Here is an 18,591-nt window from a genome sequence, read left to right on the forward strand (position 1 = left end):
GCCCGCGGGGATGAACCGCAATCCAAGCGTCATACATGCGCCGCAATTGCGTGTTCCCCGCGCCCGCGGGGATGAACCGGTGGAGCAATCCACGATGCTCAGCACGATCGAGTGTTCCCCGCGCCCGCGGGGATGAACCGCGATTGAGTCTTCGGATGCGAGGGGTTCGGACGTGTTCCCCGCGCCCGCGGGGATGAACCGCCGGAGAACGCCCACTTCATCCGGATCGGACCGTGTTCCCCGCGCCCGCGGGGATGAACCGCCGTATTCAGTCACTCCGGCTCGAAGTACGTGGTGTTCCCCGCGCCCGCGGGGATGAACCGGCCAGCACCTTGCCCCAGGTCGTCTTTCCGGTGTGTTCCCCGCGCCCGCGGGGATGAACCCCGACGTGAATCGGGAAGCAGGTCGGGATGGCCGTGTTCCCCGCGCCCGCGGGGATGAACCTCGCCAAAGTCGAAACCGCCGAGTGCATCCGCTGTGTTCCCCGCGCCCGCGGGGATGAACCGCATGCAAGATGTATGGTCATCAGTGGCGATCAGTGTTCCCCGCGCCCGCGGGGATGAACCGCCTGCGTGCCGCTGGCCCACAGCACCCAGTTGGTGTTCCCCGCGCCCGCGGGGATGAACCGGTGAGATTGAGCGCATCGGTCGCATTCGGCGCGTGTTCCCCGCGCCCGCGGGGATGAACCAGCCGCGCGAGAAGCGCACCGGGCGCTGGAGGCGTGTTCCCCGCGCCCGCGGGGATGAACCGGCGCATCAGCTCGTCGTGGCCATCCAATAGGGGTGTTCCCCGCGCCCGCGGGGATGAACCGCGATGTCCAACGCCCGAGCCGAGCCCTTCAGGGTGTTCCCCGCGCCCGCGGGGATGAACCGCTGGCCGACCTGGAGGCATTCGAACTGCACCCGTGTTCCCCGCGCCCGCGGGGATGAACCGCCAGCGCCCGAATATGCAGACCTGTGCAGGCTGTGTTCCCCGCGCCCGCGGGGATGAACCGCGATTGGAGCTTCTGGAGCATCGATGCAGTGAGTGTTCCCCGCGCCCGCGGGGATGAACCGGAAGGGATCTATGCCGCGCTGCTCCAAGCTCGGTGTTCCCCGCGCCCGCGGGGATGAACCGTCCGGCTGGCTGGTTACCGATCCCGCCGTGAAGTGTTCCCCGCGCCCGCGGGGATGAACCGATTGTCGAGGCCGCATCCGCAACCAAGGCGGACGTGTTCCCCGCGCCCGCGGGGATGAACCGTGGCAGGGCGAAGAAGAACTGCTCGCCGAGCTGTGTTCCCCGCGCCCGCGGGGATGAACCGCCGCCATACGCGAGGCAGGCGGAGACGGCCTTGTGTTCCCCGCGCCCGCGGGGATGAACCGCTCCCACTCCTCCGGCCCCATAGACCGCTGAAGTGTTCCCCGCGCCCGCGGGGATGAACCGCATAACGACCCCGTCAGGATCTGGGTGCCCGGGTGTTCCCCGCGCCCGCGGGGATGAACCGGCCCTTGCGCGCCGCAAGGTCAAGCTCCCGCCGTGTTCCCCGCGCCCGCGGGGATGAACCGGCCTGATTCCGTACTGTCTGGCTGCTGGATCCGTGTTCCCCGCGCCCGCGGGGATGAACCGGTGATCTGCTGCGTGCTCAAGTCGCACGCAACGTGTTCCCCGCGCCCGCGGGGATGAACCGGCGTGAATGCTCATACCAAATCCTCCGCCGAGGTGTTCCCCGCGCCCGCGGGGATGAACCGGCGTATGATACCGCCATCGCCAAAAACCGCCCGTGTTCCCCGCGCCCGCGGGGATGAACCGCCTGCCTCGATGTCGTCGGCGAATCGCACAACGTGTTCCCCGCGCCCGCGGGGATGAACCGACGACGCCGGTGATGACGGGCTCGCCGGAGTTGTGTTCCCCGCGCCCGCGGGGATGAACCGTGTTTGCTGTGTCGACGGTTTTTGGTTTGGGCGTGTTCCCCGCGCCCGCGGGGATGAACCGGGCGAGCGGGAGTAGGGCGCCGCTTTCCGCTTGTGTTCCCCGCGCCCGCGGGGATGAACCGGACGCCCGATGAACAAGCTCCTCCTAAACGCCGTGTTCCCCGCGCCCGCGGGGATGAACCGGACGCCCGATGAACAAGCTCCTCCTAAACGCCGTGTTCCCCGCGCCCGCGGGGATGAACCGGCCGCCATGGCGGTCACGATGTGGGGTGGCGAGTGTTCCCCGCGCCCGCGGGGATGAACCTGGCGCTCGATGCGCCCGGCATACTCTTCGCGCGTGTTCCCCGCGCCCGCGGGGATGAACCGGCTGCCACGTCGCCTCGCTGTTCGTGATGGGTGTGTTCCCCGCGCCCGCGGGGATGAACCGAGCCCGAATGAGCACCAGCATCCACCGCATTCGTGTTCCCCGCGCCCGCGGGGATGAACCGGGCGCCAACTGCAAACAGATGGGCTGCAGTACGTGTTCCCCGCGCCCGCGGGGATGAACCGCCGTCATCGACTGCCAGGAGTAAAGAGCTGTAAATTAATAAGTGGCCGATTTCCGGTGATCTGAGCGAGGCTTGATGAGGTAGTTCCAATCCATGCCATGAAATCTGGCAGGAACAAGATTCACGGCGCGAAACTCGTCGTCGCTCACGGAAATGCCGGTCGGATAGCCTGCCTCGTCGAGCTCGGCTCGGATCTCCAATCCTTGCGTCGTCGTGGTGTTTGCGATGAGGTTGACGATGACTTCGTGATTGATGAGCGGTCGGCCCCGCCAGTTCTCGGTGATGTGACAGAACATGCGATGCTCGATTTTGTTCCACTTGCTGGTGCCGGGCGGAAAGTGGCGCACGTAGATGGCGAGTCCGAGCTCGTCGGCCAGTTTCTGCAACTCCACCTTCCAGAGCCGGTTGCGGCTGGCATTGCTGCCGCCCCCATCGGCGGTGATCAGCAGCGACTGCGCATGCGGGTAGCACTGGTGTCCCATCCGAGCCCACCAGCGACGAATCGAGGCCACGGCGAATTGGGCGGTATCATGATCCACGCCGACGCTGACCCAGCCGCGATTGTCGGTGAGATCATAGATTCCATAGGGGCACACCTTGCCCAGCGCTTTGTCGGCGAAATCGTGCGTCCGGACGGGTTCCGGCTGTCCCTTCGGGCGATATTCCCGGCCCCGATTGGCAAAGGGACCAACCAGTTCCTTTTTCTTGGCGTCCACGGAGATCACCGGCTGACCGGCCCGTTGAAACACTCTCACACACCGATTGATATAGCGAAACTGCGCGTCCCGATCAGGATGCGAGTTCCCCTCGAGACATTTGCGCGTCCCTTGCAGGCGATAGTCCAGTTGCTTGAGCAACTGCGCTACTTTGCTGTGACTGACCCCATGACCTTGTCGCGCCAACGCTTCAGCGAGCTTGCGTGTGCTCTTGCAGGTCCAGCGCAAGGGGGACATGGGATCGCCCCGCGCACTCGGCTCCACCAAGGCTTCCAGTGCCTCGAGTAGTTTCGGATCCTGTGCCGTCACCGCATGCCGGCCTCCTCCGGAGCGCCGTATCCGACCCGCAGGTGATGGATCCGATGCCTCTTCACCGCGCATTTCCTCGCAACCACGCTGAATCGTGCGCTCGCCTAAACCGGTGGCTTGAGCGACGGCGCGGATGCCGCCGTGACCGAGCTCCAGTGCTTCACACGCCGCCCAGTGCCGACGCCCCCGCTCGTCCAGCACGCTTTGCAAGCGCTGGAACTTCCGCCTTACGCGCTCAATCAGTGCCGGTTCGACCATGCAGAAAACATGGCACAACATGACCAAATCGGCCAGTTATTTATTTACGACGTCTAACCGCAAGGCGTGTTCCCCGCGCCCGCGGGGATGAACCGTGATCCTCGAACACGGCCACGACTTCGCCTCGGTGTTCCCCGCGCCCGCGGGGATGAACCGTTCTTCATCAGCCATAACCCGGACGCCTGGGCGTGTTCCCCGCGCCCGCGGGGATGAACCGCCCGTCCAGGTCGAGCCGCTCGATCGCCTCCGGTGTTCCCCGCGCCCGCGGGGATGAACCGGCCAGTGCGTTTTCGCCTTTCAGCGCAGTCGGGTGTTCCCCGCGCCCGCGGGGATGAACCGAAAAACTGTTGCGCGTCGGGATGACGATCGCCGTGGTCCCCGCGCCCGCGGGGATGAACCGACGCATCGGACGTGCTCGACAACTGGTCCGAGGTGTTCCCCGCGCCCGCGGGGATGAACCGGATCCGGCCCATGATGGGTTTGCGAATCTCGAGTGTTCCCCGCGCCCGCGGTGATGAACCGCCATTGCCGCCCCGGAGTGCGCCCGAGCGACGGTGTTCCCCGCGCCCACGGGGATGAACCGGATGCGATGTTTTCGTCTGGGTACAATCCCGAGTGTTCCCCGCGCCCGCGGGGATGAACCGTGAGCGGGGCTCATGGGCAATGACGAAATCGAGTGTTCCCCGCGCCCGCGGGGATGAACCGCGCCCAGAGGGTCAACGGGATTGGCCCAACGAGTGTTCCCCGCGCCCGCGGGGATGAACCGTATCGCTTCGTGGCGACCGCAACGCCGAGCCCGTGTTCCCCGCGCCCGCGGGGATGAACCGACACTTACCGGGCTCGCCGATGAGTGTGGCACGTGTTCCCCGCGCCCGCGGGGATGAACCGCTCGACGAGCGCAAGTCCACGCAGAGTGCGATGTGTTCCCCGCGCCCGCGGGGATGAACCGCGCTCTCGTTCGCGCTGCGCGATGAACTGCGAGCGTTCCCCGCGCCCGCGGGGATGAGCCGGCCCTCGGCTTCCGATGTGTTCGCGGATGGCCTCGTTCGTAACTTCGGCCATCGTGTCACCTGGCGCAGAGCGCCACGGGGCATGCGTGACACCGCGGAGCGGATGTCACGAGCGCTTTGGGTCTTGGGTGGCCGGTTTAATGAGCGAGCACTCGCGGATCTCAATGTTCCCCGCCCCTGCGGGGATGAACCGTATCCGTTCGCGCTGAGTGACGGACCATCGGTACCGAGGTGGACAAGAGCCGTCGCACCATAGTCCTAAGGTTCGGGTCCGCAGAGCGTGATCACTTCCACCACTTTTCGCTGGCTTCCGCCGGCGATCGCTCCCCAGGATCCCCTCCCCCGGCAAGGTCGCTGGGTTCGCTCTCCGCCGAATCGAGTTCTCCGGCAATCCGGATTGCCTCTCGGCGCAGCATCGGGTTGGAATAACCCGCCGTCGCCTCCGCAATATATTCGGCGATGAATCGTTCGCGATCGCGCCGTGCGACCAATCGCGCGATGGCCTCGCGGAGGATTTCCGAACAAGACCGACCGGTCAATCGAGCCTCCAGATCAACCTTTCGCTCTAAGTCATCGGGCAACAGCACGCAAAGGACGGCCATAGTATCGGACTCCGACAAGAAACAGTTTGCAGACCGGCTCGGCGCCACGCGCCGGCATGAGTTGGACAGAGCATATGACGATATTGGTCATGGGTCGCTGAATCTCGCTCGCAAGACCGGCAACAAGACCTGGATGCGCAGAAATTGCGAAGGCTTAGGTGACTTTCGGGATGGAATTACCGAGATCACGGGGCGACTAAAGTCGCCTCTGCAGCCCCTACATGTCTTGCAGGAATCCGGGGCCGAGACGCTTAAACCGCGTCCAGAGCGAGATGCTCACTTTCGAGTGAATTCGACGTTTGTTGCATCCACGGCCCTTAGCGGGGACGCGGTTTAAAATTTAATTTTTTCAATACTTTAAATCGCGCCAGCTCCGACAGTTGTCGGAGCTGGCGCGGCCAAGCCATTCCAACGAATGACGTATACCGCACAGTGCGCGGTTTAGCGGAAACGCCGCATTCGCGATCAGGGCTCCAGCGCAACCTCGAAAGGCACAAACTCGAACGCTCGGATCGCGAGATCAACCGATGCCGGCTGCTCGTCGCTGCGGAAGGTCAGCGAGACCTTGGTGATCCCGTGCAGGGCCGGCGTCGCCGGGAGAACGACCTCGATCGTTCCGTCTTCGGCCTGCGGCAAGCGTGCGAAGATCTCGATGGGGATCGCAGGCGGCGGCAGGGGATCGTCGTTCGCGCGCTCGAACGAGAGCACGGCATCCTTGATCTCGGTCGCGGAGCGGAACCTGATCGACAGGGTGCCGTTCGAGAAGCTCGCCGGGCGTCCCTCCGGGAGGACGAACGCAAGCCCTCCGCTGCCGGTGATCTGCGACGCAAAACGCGGCGTCCCCTCGTCGCGCGAGAAGGCGATCCGCTCCTCGTGCGCGGTCCAGGGAATGATCCGGTTCACCTCGGCCAAGAGGTCGATTCGCTGCCCCGGCGCGTAGAACGCTTCGAGCTGGCCGGAGAGGTTCATCGCGTCGAGATAGCGCTGCATGTTGGCGTGGGCGGTGTTGATTCCTCCGAGGATCAGAGACAGGGTGTGGACGGTCGTTTGGTAGGGAATCATCTCGTCGGTGGCCATATTCCAGCCTTCCCATGGACCATGATCGGTGAAGAGGCTCGAGATGCGCGCCCACTCGGCCTGCAGAAACCCCTCCACCTGCTCGGGTGCGATCCCGTAAGCGACGCCGAGGCTATAGAGCGACGGGGCCTGCGTGTCGAGCGGAGCATCGGTCACCGCGATGTCGCCGATCCCGATCAGGCCGGTGTATTCGGTCCCTTTGCCGCTGTAGGCCTCCGAGAGGAGTCCGGGCAGCCCGTGGCGGGTCGAGAAGTCGAGCTCGATGTCGACGAGTGTTTCCAGAGCGCTCCGCCACGCCGGGTTGCGGGACTCCTGCATGAACAGCGACAGCCCGAGCAACTGGAAGGCCGAGCCGTCCCAGGCGGCCAAGGCATAGGTGTCGCTGCCGTCGGCCAGCCGGTAGGGCTTGATCTTGAATCCGGCGTTGCGGATCGCCGCGACCGGCAGTCCGTAGCGCAGTACCGTGAACATCAGAGGTCCGCGGAACTCGTTGATGAAGTAGTTCATCTGCCCGGTTACCCAGTTGCCGCGACCGTCGTCCCAGCCGACAAACCGATCCGCCGTCGCGTCCCAGCCGAAGACGAAGGTGCCGGTCTTCGGATCGAACAGATGGGCGTAGCCTTCTCTTTGGGCCTCGATGATGCGCTCCATCGCGTCCCGGAGGGCGACGGCCCGCGGGTCGTCGCGGATCTCGGGTTGCAGGAGTGCGCCGATGGCTCTCGCAAGGGCGGCCGTCAGGTTGGCGTTGTCGCCGAAGATGATGGTGACCACGCGTTGATCGAGCAGCCCCATGATGGCGGCTTGCCGAGACGAATCGGCATAGGGTGCAAGCGCCCCGTCGAAATGGAGCGCCCCGTAGCCTTCGCGACGAAGAATCCTGCCGTTTCGGCCGTTGTCTTCCTCCTGCAGCCATCCCTTCTCCAAGAGTGCCTGCCAGATCGCCTGCCCGTCACGCTCGCCGAAGGTGTCGATGACGCGGCGTCGCTCGATGGATTCCAGGAGCGGGCCACGGCGCTGCCCGCCGTCGAAACCCATGAAATTTGCGAGCAATCCCTTCGCGGCAAGGTTCGGATCGCGCTGATCGGCGCGCAGTGTCGCCACCGCGAGCGCGAGTCCGTCCAAGGCGGCGTCGCGGGAGAGATAGGGATTGTCCGCGTGGCCGGCGGCGATGTTGGCCAGCAGCTCGATCCAGGCGCCGATCGCCGTGAGCTGGGTGAAGTCGCGGAGAAAGAGCCCGTTTGCCGGCTCCTGATTCCAGCCCTCGGCCGGATAACCGGAGACGGGGTCGATGATGCGGTGCGCCGGATCGACGTAGCTGAAGGCATTGTTCAGCAGACGCCGCATGTGGCGATGGTGTTGAGGGACTTCGGAATACTCGAAGGTGCTGCGCTCGCCGAGATGCGCATCGTCGGGACCGACGGGCGCAGATGCCGCGGGGGCGGCCGATACGAAGAGGATCAGCGCAACGAGCAGGGGATACACACCGTTTCTCTTGTCGACAATACACATCGGAGCTTCAATTCTCACGGCAGAGTCCCGAGGCGTCGGGATAGCGTTCGTCGCGTCGGCACGCGACGACGAGTGGCGGCGCCGCGTCGCGAGCACCCTGTCGAAGCGCGGTCCGCGAGGCGGACATCGCGTGTAGAATGCGCCGAGAAATTCGATGGAGACAACACCATGCCGGTCTATGAGTTCTACTGCCCCGACTGCCATGCCATCTTCAACTTCTTCTCGCGTCGGGTCGATACCGAGACGCGTCCTGCGTGTCCGCGCTGCGGGCGGCCGGAGCTGGGGCGTCAGGCGAGCCTGTTCGCGATCAGCCGCGGGCGCGCGCAAGACGGCGAAGACGCGGGGGGCGAGGATCTGCCCGCGGGTCTGGACGAGGCGAAGCTGATGAACGCCTTCGCCTCGATGGCCGGCGAGCTGGAGAATCTCGATCAGGACGACCCCAAGCAGGCGGCGCAGACGATGCGCAAGCTGTTCGAGGCGACGGGCCTGAAGCTGGGCGACGGGATGGCCGAGGCCATCCGTCGAATGGAGGCGGGCGAGGATCCGGATCAGATCGACGCGGAGCTCGGCGACGTGCTCGACTCCGAGGATCCGTTCGGCGCAGGGGGCGCCGCGCGTACCGCGGATGCCTTGAAACAACTTCGACGCGATCTCCTGCCGGCCGCGCGCGACGATACCTGGTATCCCCTGCAGGCTCCTGCGGACGAGTCGCGCAGCGGGTCGCCTTCCTGACGCCCCGGGTCGGCCTTAAGTCTCGTTCCGACTCGTTCCGAAGGGCATCCCGAGCGATCGCCGCGCTCGGGATCGCGCGGCTCGCGTTCGCGAAAACTCTCGGAGCGCACGACATCGCGGATTGCGCTTGGACGCGACCCCAGCCTGTCCCGAGAACCGCACGGGAGTGGCCCCGCCTGCCCTATGCAGGGGTCCGACGGTGCATGCTACACTCCGAGCGGTACTTGTAACCCGCGAACCCCGGCAAGGATATGACCAAGCAGAAGACCTACCTCGTGATCTCGGCACTCGGCGAAGACCACCCCGGTATCGTCAACCAGATTTCCAAAACCGTGCTCGAGCACGGTTGTAATATCGAGGACAGCCGCATGACCGTCCTCGGCGGCGAGTTTGCGGCGATCCTCCTGGTCGAAGGCAAATGGAACACGTTGGCCAAGATCGAGAATGCCTTACCGGAGCTGGAACGCCAGCTCGGGATGACGATCATCTCCAAGCGCACCGGCGAGCGCGCCACGGGCCGAAATCTGCTCCCGTACGCGGTCGACGTGATCTCGATGGACCATCCGGGGATCGTCAACAACCTCGCCGGCTTCTTCGCCGAGCGCAAGATCAACATCGAGGACATGTCGACCTCCACCTACGCCGCCGCCCACACCGGAACCACCATGTTCGCGGTGCACATGACGGTCGGGATCCCGTCGGACATGCACATCGCCGGTCTGCGCGAGGAGTTCATGGACTATTGCGACGGGCTGAACCTCGACGCCGTGCTCGAGCCGATCAAAGGCTGAGTCCGAGCGGCTGTATAAGGTGCGCCGGACGGTACAAGGGGCCGTGCGCATCACGCCGACCACAGCGATCCCGGTACGCGAGGGAGGACAAGCGCCGTAGGGTGGACAAGCGCAGCGCAGTCCACCAGCGTCGGCACGGTTTTCGGTGGACTTCGCTCCCGCTCGTCCACCCTACCGGCCGATTCCATGATCGAGGCCGGTATGAAACGCCGCCGGCCGCCACCAAATCCACCGCACATCATCACTCGAGAGTGGAGGCACCCGACATGAGCGTCGCGATCGGCGAAACCATCCCGGATATCGAACTGCCCGCCACGGGCGAGAAGAGCGTCAAGCTCTCGGATTACCGCGGCAAGCATCTCGTCCTCTATTTCTACCCAAAGGCCAGCACACCCGGCTGCACGCAGGAAGGCCAGGACTTTCGCGATGCAGCGGACGCCTTCGCGGCGGCCGACACGCAGATCCTCGGCGCCTCGCGCGACGGTATCAAGGCCCAGGAAAACTTCAAGGCTAAGCAATCCTTCCCCTTCGACCTACTCTCGGACAAGGACGAGACGCTCTGCAACGCATTCGATGTCATCAAGATGAAGAAGATGTACGGCAAAGAGAGCCTCGGGGTCGAGCGCAGTACCTTCCTGATCGACGCCGAGGGCGTGCTGCGCGAGGAATGGCGCGGGGTCAAGGTGAAGGACCACGTCGCCGCCGTGCTCGCCGCGGCGCAACGGCTCAACGCCGGTTAGTGTAGCGGTGCAGAGATTCCGAGACCGTCCGAGATCATTTTTTCGTTGTCGTTGTCGTTGTCGTAACCGTGGTCGTCGTCCTATCGATGGTCGACTACGACTACGACTACGACTACGAACAGTCTCGGAACATCTACCCTGCGGCACTAGGTCGCGCCTCGGGGTGCCTCGGCCACCCGCGCGGAGAGCGCAGCACACCGGATCCTCGTCGGATCGACGCCGAATCGCGCGCCGCCCGGCGATCCCGGCCGATACCGAGCAGCCCTGCCGAGTGTCGCAAACCCCCTCCCCCACCCGATCGATCGCCGCTGCCGAGTGCTCCGGCGCGGCGCTCCGGTAGCCGATGCCCATGATCAAACGCGAAAACGACAAGACCTGCCTGTTCGTCCTCGACACCAACGTGCTGATGCACGACCCCACGGCCATCTTTCGCTTCCAAGAGCACGACATCTTCCTGCCCATGATCGTGCTCGAGGAGCTCGATCACGGGAAAAAGGGCTTGTCCGAAGTGGCGCGCAACGTTCGCCAAGTCAGTCGTTTTCTCGATCAGCTCATGTCGGGGGCGGACAAGGACGAGATCGACGCGGGCCTGCTGATCGGCCCGGTCTCGGCCGGCGGCGGCATCGCTCACCCGTCCACCGGACGGCTTTTCTTTCAAACCGAGCTGCTCGATCTGAAGCTGCCGGCATCCTTGCCGGGCAGCGGAGCGGACAACAACATCCTGGGCACCGCCCAAGCACTGAGCCAGCTGCGGACCGATCGCCAGGTCATTATCGTCTCGAAAGACATCAACCTGCGCATCAAGGCCGCGGTGCTCGGCATCCCGGCGGAGGACTATTCCAACGATCAAGTCCTCGACGACGTCAACCTGCTCTACACCGGCATGGAGGCGCTCCCGGAGGACTTCTGGGAGCACCACGAGAAGTCGCTCGATGCCTGGAAGGAGGAGGGCCGTACGCTCTATCGGGTCGCTGGGCCGGACATCGCGGACTGGTATCCCGCCGAGTGTCTCTATCTGGGCGAGGACGATGCCTTCGAGGCCATCGTGCGCGAAAAACGCACCGAGACCGAGGCCGTCATCGAGCTGGTCGACGATTACCGCATCCCGCGCCACGGCGTCTGGGGCATCACGGCACGCAACCGCGAGCAGAACTTCGCGCTAAACATGCTGATGGATCCGGACCTGGATTTCGTCACCCTGCTCGGGGCCGCCGGGACCGGCAAGACGCTCCTTGCACTGGCGGCGGGTCTCGCCCAGGTGCTGGACCGCAACCTCTATCGCGAGATCATCATGACCCGGGTTACGGTCCCCGTCGGCGAAGACATCGGCTTCCTGCCCGGCACGGAGGAAGAGAAGATGACGCCCTGGATGGGTGCACTCATGGACAACCTCGAGGTGCTGACCAAACCCGAGGGTGGCGAATGGGGCCGCGCGGCAACCAACGACCTGATACGCAACCGGATCCGCATCTCCTCGCTCAACTTCATGCGCGGGCGGACCTTCCTGAACAAATACATCATCCTGGACGAGGCGCAGAACCTCACCGCCAAGCAGATGAAGACACTCATCACCCGTTCGGGCCCGGGGACCAAGTTCGTTTGTCTCGGCAACATCAGCCAGATCGATACGCCTTACTTGACCGAGACCACGTCCGGCCTGACGTATGTGGTGGATCGGTTCAAGCAGTGGCAGTACAGCGGGCATATCACGCTGTTGCGCGGGGAGCGGTCGCGGCTGGCGGATTTCGCCTCGCAGGAGCTCTAAAACGCGATCGCGTCTCGGTGGAACCAATGCGGTTGGGTGGATGGCCGGACGCTTTGGGGGTGTCAAGGATGACGGCGTGGACGCGATCGCGATGAACGAGAAAAAGAAGAAAGGAGGCGTAGGTCTCGGCGGGCTTGGTCGCGTGACCGGACGTCGAGCTTGCAGACCTCGCGTGGCGTCGCTCTGCGGCGTGGCCTGTGTGTCGAGCGCCCCATAAGACGGGCGCCGATCAACCATCAAACGAGGACTTTCCGATGAAAACTGCTCCGCTCTTGGCGTTGCTTGCCGGAGTCGCCGGTGCCTTGTCCGTCGCGACTGCGGCGGAGAAGCTCGATGTCGTCTACCACCTCTCGGAGCCGGATCGCGCGGCCTTCGTGCTGAACAATATGCAGAACCATATCGACGGGGTCGGCGGACCCGAGAACATCAATATGGTGCTCGTCGTCCACGGCCCTGCGGTAAACGCGCTGAACGAGATCGAGGCGACCGAGAAGGTCAGCTCGGGTGTGGCGTCGCTGCGCGAGCAGGGTGTCGCCTTCGAGATGTGCGGCAACACGCTCAAAGTCTTCAATCTGGAGCTCGACGAGCTGCTGCCGGGATTTGTCGAGGTGAGTCAGGGCGGAGTGACCCGCATCGGGGAGCTGCAATCTCAGGGCTACGTCTACATCCGGCCTTGAGACCGAAGGCCCGGCGAATGCCGGGCCGCGAGACGCTCGTTCGAAGCGTAGAGTCGACGAGGTAGGATCGAAGTAGGGTGGAAAAGCGCAGCGCAGTCCACCAAGCCCCGGGCCGGCGCTGCTGGACTGCGCTGCGCTTCCCCACCTTAGGATGCTTGTTGTTGTCGGTCACTTTAGGTGATTTCCGGGAATCGTCATCCCGACAGCGAGTGCCTGGAAGGCATCGAGTCCTTGATGCCGTCAGACGTAAGCAAAGCGTCGCAGAATTTTTCGTTGTCGTTGTCGTTGTCGTTGTCGTTGTCGTTGTCGTTTTCGTCCGGAATCCGATGACGACAACGACAACGAGGCTTTGGTCCTCCTCTCGTCCATGCCTCTTGGGTTCCCCAACCGGACGCAAGACTTCGGCCCCACACCCGGGTACGCCGACTTCAGTCGGCCCCCGGGGCGGCGGACTTCAGTCCGCCGTGCGGGCGTTCTCGAGGGGCCGACTGAAGTCGGCGTACCCGGGCGGTCGCGGTCGGCGACCTAGACACTGCCGATGTGGCCGAAACGATGATCGAGGCTGACAACGACAACGAGTAGAGCGTTCGACCACTTTTCCTGGTTGCGGCGCTTCCGGTAGATCCTTGTCCGGAAATCACCTAAGTCAAGACCTGCCCCATCGCCCCTGTTCATAGGTCCCAATACATCGCCGTCTTATTCAGCCGGTAAGACCATGGCAAGCCGGCGTTCTTCCAGCCATTGACAACGCGTTCACCCTTGCGAGGTCCGTACTCGGCCTTGGCGCCCTCGTAGCCGTCGGTGATGGTGTAGACCTTGCGATAGCCCGCCAGGTCCAGAATGTTCGCCGCTTTTGCACTGCGGCTGCCGGAGCGGCAGATCAGATAGATGGGGGTATCCTGGTCGAGCCCGCGCACCTGCACTAAGTCGCCGACCCGAGCCGTGAACTCGCTGTTCGGCCTGAGCTTGAAGGTCTGTTCGGCTTCGTCCCATTCGTCAAAGTTGCCGGCTGTCATGTACGGGATATTGGCATCCGCATCCGTCGGCATGCCAAGAAACGCCACCTCCGCGCGCGTACGGATATCAATGAAAAGCGCACGCTCACCGAGCGCCTGCAATTGCTCGTAGGCCTGCGCGGCGCTGACAGACAGTCCCCGGGGGGTACGCGCCTCTCCGGCTGGCTCGACAGCACCACCAAGCCAGTCGGCAATCTCACGCAGCGCGAGCGCGGACGGCAGTGGGTAGCAGCCTTCGTCCGGTGTTTCACCGATGCAGAATTGATCATGCATGAAGTGCGCCCGACCCTCCCCGTCCGCGCCGCTGAAGATGGCATTGGCCTGTTTGAGAAGATAGTCCGCAGACTTGCCACGCAAGATCGGGACATACTTCGCCTCCGGATGCACGCCGTCTGTTCCGTGACAGTTGCTACAGCCGTGTGTCTCGAACAGAACCTGACCCGGCTCGGGCTCATCCGCCGGCGTGATGTCGTCGGCCGCATGACTGAATCCCGATGCGCCAAAGGTCAGGATACAGGCGGCAACGAGGGAACTTTTCATGGCGATTGTCTCCGGAGTGCGTTGCGACGTGGATTGGGTCGAGTCGGTGGGTTGCTCGGGCGCGCCCTGTGAGCTCACGCTGGTCGCGAGTGAACCGATCTGACCGTTGTCCTCGACCCAGCGAATCCGAATGCGGTCGCCGGATGCACCGCTGCGGATTCGAAATGACAGATAGGGGTTGGCGGACACGCCCCACCCCCAGTCCCAAGACAAGACGGGCTCATCGTTGTGCTCGCAGATCACCTCGCGGATGAACCGCCGCGGGATCGGCTCGCCGGTCGAAGGGTGCTTGCGCATCCCGGTCTCCATCGGATGGCGCAACAGCACGCGCACGGCAAAACCGCCTGACCAAGTTTCACGCGTGTTGCGACCCACGGATCGATCGCCGCGGTCAAGCGTGCCCGTGCGAGCAGCGGGAACGGATTGCCGTCACTGAGCAGCGTCAACGTCTTGGCGGCTGGCAACGTGATGCTCACCTCGACCGGCACGACCTCGCCGTTCTCGGCGATGTCCGGCGCGTCGATCTGAATCCGATCGGTATCGTGGATCGCCAGATCCGGAAACAGCGAAGCAAGCACGGTCTCAAGCGCATCGGCATGAAACACATCGGCAGGCCATTGGGCCAAGGCGCGCTCCGCGAACAACCCCACACCGCCGAATGCCAGCAACGGCGTCAACGCGAGCGTTTGTTGAATCAGATCTCGTCGTTGCATGGTCTGTCTCTCCCAACAGGTCAACCCGCACCAAAGGAAAAGCCCTCGGAATCAACGTTCCGAGGCGACGATCGCGAGCGTCAGCAGCCGTCATCTTCGACCTCGACCTCGACCTCTCCGGTCTTGGGGTCGCGGCGCAACTCCCCGTCAGGTTCGGTCTTGCGAGTTCGGATAAACATCATGCTCTCGACGCGATCGAACTCCTCATCGAGTGCCCGCTGGACATCGACATCGCGCAAGCCGTCGTAGATGTAGATACGACCGCGGGCCTCGGCGGCGCGCTCGGTTGGGGTGGGATGGAACAGCCGCCGGTGATCGTTCGCCGCCACATCGGCGGCGGACGTGCTGGCCGGCGTGCCTGCCGGCTGGTCGGCCCATTGGTCAGCGCCTTGATCAGCTTCGGGGGCAGTCCCTTGGTAAGCCAGTCCATCGGTCAGTTCGTCGGCAAGTCCATGTGCCGGCGCGGTCGCGCCAATGATGAGGATCACAAGCGGAATCAGGCGGCGGATTGCGGGTGTGGTCATGCTCGATTCTCCGGTTTCGACGGTTGCGAATCAGTGGCGCACTAGGCTGGCGCGGGGAGATCGGCTGCCGGTTTTCTGACCGGCGCCGGTCGGCGGGGCAGCAGTCGCCAGCGCAATGGGAGACGGGCCAGTTCGGCCTTCAGCGTGAGCAACGCATCCTGCAGGGCCTCCTCGATGACCGGGTGATAGAAGGGCATTTCGAGGGCGCGCTCGACGGTCATCCGGTTCTCGATGGCCCAGCAGATCAGGTGGGCGAGGTGTTCGCAGCGTGGACCTACAACGGCGGCGCCGAGGAGGCGGTGGCTGCGGCGATCGGCGTAGATGCGGAGCATGCCGCGGTTCTGGCCCATGATCATCGCGCGCCCGACGGGGCCAAAGCGCTGCTCGGCGACCGCGAGGCGCTGCGGGTCGAGCGTGTCCCACTCGCGGCCGATGCTGGCGATGTTGGGCTCCGAGAATACGATGGCCAAGTGCGTGCGCGTCGCATACCGGTGCTTGCGGCGGTGGGTGGCGTTCCAGCCGGCGATGCGGCCCTGCTCGGCGGCGCGGCGCAGGTTGGCGATGCCGCCGGCGGCGTCGCCGGCAAGGTAGACCGGGGCGCCTTTGACCTTGAGGGTGGCGGAGTCATGGGCCGGCACGCCCCGGGCATCGAGCGGCGCGCCGAGCCGCTCGAGGTGCAGCCCCGCGAGGTGCGGCTGGCGACCGATGGCCAGGAACAGCTTCTCGACCCGCACCGCGTGTTCGCCGGCGCGTACCAGGAAGCCGCCCTCGCAACGCTCGACCTGCGGTTCCTGGCCGAGCACGAGCGGGAACTCACGGCGGAGGATCTCGATGGCAGCAATTCTAAATTTGCCGCCGTTGTCCGGGCGATCGACGCTTGGGTGGCGGCCTCGCGGGCTGCAGGGCCTCCAGCATGAAGTCGAAGAGGTGATCCCAGGAGGTAAAGGGCATGTACAAGGTGAGCGCGCGCAGATGTTCGAAGAAGGTGCGCCGCGAGGGTAGGTTCCGGCGGATTGCGCGATAGCGTTGGTCGAGCAGATCGAGCACGCTGTGGGTGAGGAAGGCCAGCAGCATCAGGCTTGCCAGCAGCGAGGACAGGTGCTGTTTGCCGTGGCTGTAGTTGTGCTCGAAGTTGTAGCCCTTGGTCTTGAGGGTATTGTTGTTCTCGTTCTCGATCTTCCAGCGGCTGCGCCCGTCGGCGACGAGTTCGACGACGTTCTCCCGGGTGACCGGCACGGAGCTGGCCCAGGCGTTGCGGTAGAGCACATTGCCCGCGGCATCGGTGGTCGTCAGCTCGCACCAACCGACCTTCAGGGCATCATCACCGTCGCGCAGCGGCAGATCATTGAGCCAGCGATAGGTCTCGGTGAGGCGCTGCTTGCCCGTCCAGCATGTGTTCACCAGGGTCGGCACCGCGCCGATGCGCTCGAAGTCCGCAACCCATTCATACAGCAGCGTGTGCGACGGTGGCAGGCAGACGAACAAAAACGCACAGCCCAGCGCGAGCACCTGCTCGCAGAACGGCTGATGACAGTACAGATCGTCGCCCAGCATTGTGGTGCGCCACGGCGCGATACGTGCACCCCACTGCAGCAGCCACCGCGTTGCAGCATTGAGCTCGCAGTCCTGCTTGGCCTGCCCGTCTTGCGGGCGCACGAATGCCGGTGGCAAGGCAAAGACCTGCGCTTGCCCCGGGGCGACGATCACCGGTGTGACGGCAACATGGTAATACTGAGTCTTGCCGTTACTCAGCGTGCGCGTAGAGCAGTGCTCGCAGTGGATCGACTCGGAACAGTGGTACTGAGTCCCGTCGAGCGCAATCAGCAGGCGTGCGTCGACGCCGCGGTGCGATGCCAAGGCGCCGTGCCGATGCAGCGCCTCGATGAGTTCGAAGAACACCGGCGCGAGATGATCCGCCGAGACCGGGTCGAGCAGATTGCCGATCTGCTGCGTGCTCGGGATCTGATGCACTCCGAACAGCGAGCTGGCGTTGTTCTCCCCGTGCTCTTTCTGCATGCGCCGCTGGTAATCCAGAAACGACGGACTCTGCAGGAAAAACGCCGAGAAGGCACTCAGCGCAGCGTCGCCGATGGCATAAGACTGGTTGTTGCCGCCCTTACGGTGATCAGGCAAATCAAACAAGGCCTCGCGAATCCGCTTCACCAAGCCGGTGACCGAGAACACGTCCGGCGCAGGATCACTCTGGGCAACGGCAGGCTTGAGGACCAAAGGACTCTCCAGTAGCTTCTTAGGAGTCCCTCATAACATAATGGTCTTAAATTTAGAACTGCTGTCTCGATGGCGGTCCGGTTGACCGCCGGATCTTTGATCCGCGAGACGCGCTCGCCGTGGTCGAAGCCGGTCACCTCGACGCCGAGGCGCCGCAGCGTCTGGCCGATCTCGATACCGATCGGGCCCAGGCCGATGACCGCGACCGATGCGGGCAGCCGCTCCTGTTCGAACAGGGTGTCGACGGTCAGGATGCCGTCGCCGAATTCCCGCGCGAGCGCGGGCGGGATGACCGAGCGCGCCCCGGTCGCAATGATGATCGCGCGGGCGTGAATCTCGCGATCGCCGACGCGCAGCCGGCCCCGGTCGATGAACTCGGCATAGCCTTCGATCAGTTGCGTCGCGTCCATCTCGTCGGTGGTGTTGGCGAGCACCAGGTCGACGAAGGTGTCGCGCAGCGCGCGTACATGCTCCAGTGCCTTGTGCTGATCGAGCACGAGTTGATCGCCGCCGTCCACCCCGAAGCGCGAGAAGCGCTCGCGCCCTTGGTAGGTCTCGGCGAGCTGCAGTGCGATCTTCGATGGCATGCAACCGATGCGCGCGCAGGTGGTGCCCAGGGGTCCGCCGTTGATCAGCACCCAGTTGTCGGTGGTCTGGCGGATCTCCTTGATCGCGTTGAGGCCGGCATGGCCGGCGCCGATGACGGCGACGTCGATCGATGGCTGCATGGCGTGGCTCCTCTGGTCAATGGCCGGGGTTCGGATCGTCTGCGATCGTCGCGTCCGCCTTGGCCCGCGCGGAAGAGGAGCGCCGGCACGCAGGCGTCGAACGCGGGCTCACCGGCGACGTTGACGATGAACTTGACCCAAAGGCTAGGTGAGCCGCCGCGGGAGCGCCATGGTCAATTACACGTATCGGTTTTGGC

General features: G+C 64.4%; 14 protein-coding genes, 1 pseudogene and 2 CRISPR repeat arrays (1 of these 17 running past the window's edge). Of the genes and pseudogenes, 6 read left to right on the forward strand and 9 right to left on the reverse strand.

What is annotated here, in order from left to right; all coding sequences use genetic code 11:
• Positions 1-2,460: direct repeats of the CRISPR family, unit length 29 nt; unit sequence GTGTTCCCCGCGCCCGCGGGGATGAACCG (it extends 805 nt beyond the left edge of the window).
• 33 nt (positions 2,461-2,493) lie between these two features.
• Positions 2,494-3,684 carry an ISAzo13 family transposase gene (locus BDD21_RS25425; RefSeq protein ID WP_245969988.1) on the reverse strand — a complete coding sequence of 397 codons (1,191 nt, stop codon included), beginning with the start codon at positions 3,682-3,684 and terminating at the stop codon, positions 2,494-2,496.
• Here BDD21_RS25425 and BDD21_RS28945 point away from each other — a divergent pair.
• Complete coding sequence (locus tag BDD21_RS28945) at positions 3,625-3,798, forward strand: hypothetical protein (protein WP_245969997.1); 174 nt, start codon at positions 3,625-3,627, stop codon at positions 3,796-3,798. The genes BDD21_RS25425 and BDD21_RS28945 overlap by 60 nt on opposite strands.
• Positions 3,799-3,807: 9 nt before the next feature.
• A CRISPR array of direct repeats spans positions 3,808-4,751; the repeat unit is 29 nt; unit sequence GTGTTCCCCGCGCCCGCGGGGATGAACCG.
• Between the two features lie 284 nt (positions 4,752-5,035).
• Here the strand turns inward: BDD21_RS28945 and BDD21_RS25430 are convergent.
• Positions 5,036-5,353 carry a ribbon-helix-helix protein, CopG family gene (locus BDD21_RS25430; protein ID WP_120799541.1) on the reverse strand — a complete coding sequence of 106 codons (318 nt, stop codon included), beginning with the start codon at positions 5,351-5,353 and terminating at the stop codon, positions 5,036-5,038.
• 465 nt (positions 5,354-5,818) lie between these two features.
• Positions 5,819-7,912 (reverse strand): hypothetical protein, encoded by a 2,094-nt coding sequence (locus BDD21_RS25435; protein WP_245969833.1) that lies wholly within the window; start codon positions 7,910-7,912, stop codon positions 5,819-5,821.
• Between the two features lie 195 nt (positions 7,913-8,107).
• Here BDD21_RS25435 and BDD21_RS25440 point away from each other — a divergent pair, with 195 nt between their 5' ends.
• The 5 genes from BDD21_RS25440 to BDD21_RS25460 all read left to right on the forward strand — a co-directional run bounded on the left by BDD21_RS25440 (position 8,108) and on the right by BDD21_RS25460 (position 12,644).
• Positions 8,108-8,671 (forward strand): FmdB family zinc ribbon protein, encoded by a 564-nt coding sequence (locus BDD21_RS25440; RefSeq protein WP_120799543.1) that lies wholly within the window; start codon positions 8,108-8,110, stop codon positions 8,669-8,671.
• A 251-nt stretch (positions 8,672-8,922) separates the two neighbouring features.
• A complete protein-coding gene (locus tag BDD21_RS25445; RefSeq protein ID WP_093035171.1) occupies positions 8,923-9,462 on the forward strand; it encodes a glycine cleavage system transcriptional repressor in 540 nt (179 codons plus the stop codon).
• Positions 9,463-9,728: 266 nt separating this feature from the next.
• On the forward strand, positions 9,729-10,202 hold the full coding sequence (locus tag BDD21_RS25450; RefSeq protein WP_120799544.1) for a peroxiredoxin: 474 nt from the start codon (positions 9,729-9,731) through the stop codon (positions 10,200-10,202).
• Between the two features lie 349 nt (positions 10,203-10,551).
• Positions 10,552-11,967, forward strand: a complete 1,416-nt coding sequence (locus tag BDD21_RS25455; protein ID WP_120800124.1) for a PhoH family protein — start codon at positions 10,552-10,554, stop codon at positions 11,965-11,967.
• A 254-nt stretch (positions 11,968-12,221) separates the two neighbouring features.
• On the forward strand, positions 12,222-12,644 hold the full coding sequence (locus BDD21_RS25460; protein WP_120799545.1) for a DsrE family protein: 423 nt from the start codon (positions 12,222-12,224) through the stop codon (positions 12,642-12,644).
• Positions 12,645-13,315: 671 nt separating this feature from the next.
• Here BDD21_RS25460 and BDD21_RS25465 read toward each other — a convergent pair.
• The 6 genes and pseudogenes from BDD21_RS25465 to BDD21_RS25490 form a co-directional block, all read right to left on the reverse strand.
• The gene (locus tag BDD21_RS25465; RefSeq protein ID WP_245969835.1) at positions 13,316-14,497 is read right to left on the reverse strand and encodes a thiosulfate oxidation carrier complex protein SoxZ; all 1,182 of its coding nucleotides are present in this window, start codon (positions 14,495-14,497) and stop codon (positions 13,316-13,318) included.
• Positions 14,440-14,913, reverse strand: coding sequence for a thiosulfate oxidation carrier protein SoxY (locus BDD21_RS25470; RefSeq protein WP_120799547.1), 474 nt, complete (start codon positions 14,911-14,913; stop codon positions 14,440-14,442). Before BDD21_RS25470 ends, BDD21_RS25465 begins: the two co-directional genes overlap by 58 nt.
• A gap of 80 nt (positions 14,914-14,993) precedes the next feature.
• The gene (locus BDD21_RS25475) at positions 14,994-15,437 is read right to left on the reverse strand and encodes a hypothetical protein (protein ID WP_120799548.1); all 444 of its coding nucleotides are present in this window, start codon (positions 15,435-15,437) and stop codon (positions 14,994-14,996) included.
• A gap of 41 nt (positions 15,438-15,478) precedes the next feature.
• A complete protein-coding gene (locus BDD21_RS25480; RefSeq protein WP_170164905.1) occupies positions 15,479-16,240 on the reverse strand; it encodes an NAD(P)/FAD-dependent oxidoreductase in 762 nt (253 codons plus the stop codon).
• 154 nt (positions 16,241-16,394) lie between these two features.
• Positions 16,395-17,603 (reverse strand): annotated as a pseudogene (locus tag BDD21_RS25485) (ISNCY family transposase); the annotation flags it as partial.
• Positions 17,597-18,394 carry an FAD-dependent oxidoreductase gene (locus BDD21_RS25490; protein WP_120799550.1) on the reverse strand — a complete coding sequence of 266 codons (798 nt, stop codon included), beginning with the start codon at positions 18,392-18,394 and terminating at the stop codon, positions 17,597-17,599. The gene BDD21_RS25490 and the pseudogene BDD21_RS25485, both read right to left, overlap by 7 nt.
• Positions 18,395-18,591: the final 197 nt, after the last annotated feature.

Origin of the sequence: Thiocapsa rosea (genome assembly GCF_003634315.1) — a bacterium.
GTDB classification, from domain to species: domain Bacteria; phylum Pseudomonadota; class Gammaproteobacteria; order Chromatiales; family Chromatiaceae; genus Thiocapsa; species Thiocapsa rosea.

Excerpts from the sequence above, each read along its gene's own strand:
- BDD21_RS25430 (WP_120799541.1), bottom strand. The coding sequence starts at position 5,353 with ATGGCCGTCCTTTGCGTGCTGTTGCCCGATGACTTAGAGCGAAAGGTT.
- BDD21_RS25440 (WP_120799543.1), top strand. The coding sequence starts at position 8,108 with ATGCCGGTCTATGAGTTCTACTGCCCCGACTGCCATGCCATCTTCAAC.
- BDD21_RS25445 (WP_093035171.1), top strand. The coding sequence starts at position 8,923 with ATGACCAAGCAGAAGACCTACCTCGTGATCTCGGCACTCGGCGAAGAC.
- BDD21_RS25450 (WP_120799544.1), top strand. The coding sequence starts at position 9,729 with ATGAGCGTCGCGATCGGCGAAACCATCCCGGATATCGAACTGCCCGCC.
- BDD21_RS25455 (WP_120800124.1), top strand. The coding sequence starts at position 10,552 with ATGATCAAACGCGAAAACGACAAGACCTGCCTGTTCGTCCTCGACACC.
- BDD21_RS25460 (WP_120799545.1), top strand. The coding sequence starts at position 12,222 with ATGAAAACTGCTCCGCTCTTGGCGTTGCTTGCCGGAGTCGCCGGTGCC.
- BDD21_RS25465 (WP_245969835.1), bottom strand. The coding sequence starts at position 14,497 with ATGCGCAAGCACCCTTCGACCGGCGAGCCGATCCCGCGGCGGTTCATC.
- BDD21_RS25470 (WP_120799547.1), bottom strand. The coding sequence starts at position 14,913 with ATGCAACGACGAGATCTGATTCAACAAACGCTCGCGTTGACGCCGTTG.
- BDD21_RS25475 (WP_120799548.1), bottom strand. The coding sequence starts at position 15,437 with ATGACCACACCCGCAATCCGCCGCCTGATTCCGCTTGTGATCCTCATC.
- BDD21_RS25490 (WP_120799550.1), bottom strand. The coding sequence starts at position 18,394 with ATGCAGCCATCGATCGACGTCGCCGTCATCGGCGCCGGCCATGCCGGC.